This window comes from Neisseria sp. P0021.S006 (assembly GCF_051956895.1).
Map to the genome: position 1 here is coordinate 1 of NZ_JBQCWZ010000265.1, position 1,725 is coordinate 1,725.

A 1,725-nucleotide genomic window follows, 5' to 3' on the forward strand; every position below is an offset into this window, starting at 1 on the left:
GTTCATGTTAATGGTGATGACGTTGATGGAACCGGTCGCCACACCGCCCGCGCCGAGTGTGTAGCTGAAGGTGCGGTCTTCGATGGCGTTGCGCAGGCGGCAGCAGGAAGCCAAGGAGTCGGGATTGTCGGAAAGATAGACGAAGAAGGAATTGCCTTCCGCCAACTCTTTCGCCATTTCGTCGGCAAACACGGTGTCTTTGCATTTGCCGCCGTCGGTCAGCATCGCAGCGGTCACGACGGGGAAAGTCAAAACGGCTTTGGTGCGTTCCTGATTGAACCATTTGAGGAAGAAGTTTTGCAGCTTCGCCACGCTCGCCCACACCGGTTTGCTGAAATCGGGGAAGACGAAATCGCCGAACATCGCGTCGAAATAGTATTGATCGTAAACGGAAATATTCCAAAACACGCTCTGATAACCGCGCGCGGCGGCAGGCTGGTTGATGCTGTACACCACCTGCTGCATATGGTTGGCGATTTCTTTGCCGTGGGTTTCCAAATAATCGTCGCCGTAGTCCTTGCGGGCGAAGTAGTCGAAATAAGTCAGAAATTCCACCGTTGCCACCGCGCCGGCAAATTGCGCGCTGATGGCAAACACCAGGTTGATAAACGAACCGCAAAACGAAGCCAGATGTTGCGGTGCCTTAGATTCGCCGCCGAGTTTGCTTAAGCCGTCGAGCAGGAAGGGATACAGCGTAACCGACACACAATAAGGCTTGAGGCTGGTTTCGTCGTGTACATAAATCTCATGCGCCTCAATTTGGCGGATGTATTCGTCGGCGACGAATTGGTCGAAAATTTCGGCGATTTTACGCGATACTTGGGCGCGGTTAATCTGCACGAAAAAGTCTTTCATGATTTCCGCTTCCATCGTGGCGATGTTTTTCTGGGTAACATTGGCGTTGGCGTCCATTTTCGAGCCGTCCGCCGCGTTTTGCGCGCTGATGTAGTCGCGCATAAATTGTAGTTTTCCGTTTAACTGTTCGGGATGCAGCCGAATCATGTTAATTCTCCTGTATGGTTTGGATGATTTATCAAGCAATGACGGTCAGGCCGTCTGAAACATCGCTGTCAGCGAATACAATAAATTCAATTTAAATCAGTGCAATACAGCATTAAGCTAAATTGAAGCCACTGGAAAAACTTTAGGCGCAGGTTTGTCTTTGATAAACAAGCGGTTCAACACCTCGCCCGTGCGCAAATCGATAAACTTCTGATTGGTGGCCGGACTGTCTAAGCCGCCCAGCTCCATCTGCCAGCGGCCGGTTTTCAGATACGTCAAATAAGGCAGAATGCCGTCTGAGGCCGCCTCCAGCTCCTCACGCTCTAGGCCGGTGTACAAGCAGGCTTTCAAACCTTCCTGGGCAACAATGGCCAGCATTTTCTGCAAGGATTTCGGTTGCCATTCTCCGCCCATAAACAACACACAGCTGATTAATCCGCGATAGCGTTTCAGACGGCCTTTTAAATAATCCTCGGTCAATTCCGTGCCAATGCCCTCTTTCCATGTATCGGCACTATGGCAACCTTTACAACGCAGCGGACAACCTGAAAACAGAAATGCCAGCGACACTTCGCCCGGCACTTCCTGCCAGACAATTTGCTCAACTGTAAATTTCAAGCTACTCATTGCAATACCACAAAACACAATATATGGTGCGAATTAAAACACAAGACTACTAGATATGGTATTTTTATTTAACAATGCATTTTACTCATGTAATAG

At 49.6% G+C, this 1,725-nt stretch carries 2 protein-coding genes; both read right to left on the bottom strand.

What is annotated here, in order from left to right:
• Positions 1 to 1,002, bottom strand: a 1,002-nt coding sequence (gene nrdD, locus ACTHUM_RS13185) for an anaerobic ribonucleoside-triphosphate reductase (RefSeq protein WP_440403079.1), incomplete at its 3' end; no start/stop codon positions are given.
• A gap of 117 nt (positions 1,003 to 1,119) precedes the next feature.
• Positions 1,120 to 1,629, bottom strand: a complete 510-nt coding sequence (nrdG, locus tag ACTHUM_RS13190) for an anaerobic ribonucleoside-triphosphate reductase activating protein (protein WP_107810493.1) — start codon at positions 1,627 to 1,629, stop codon at positions 1,120 to 1,122.
• Positions 1,630 to 1,725 lie beyond the last annotated feature (96 nt).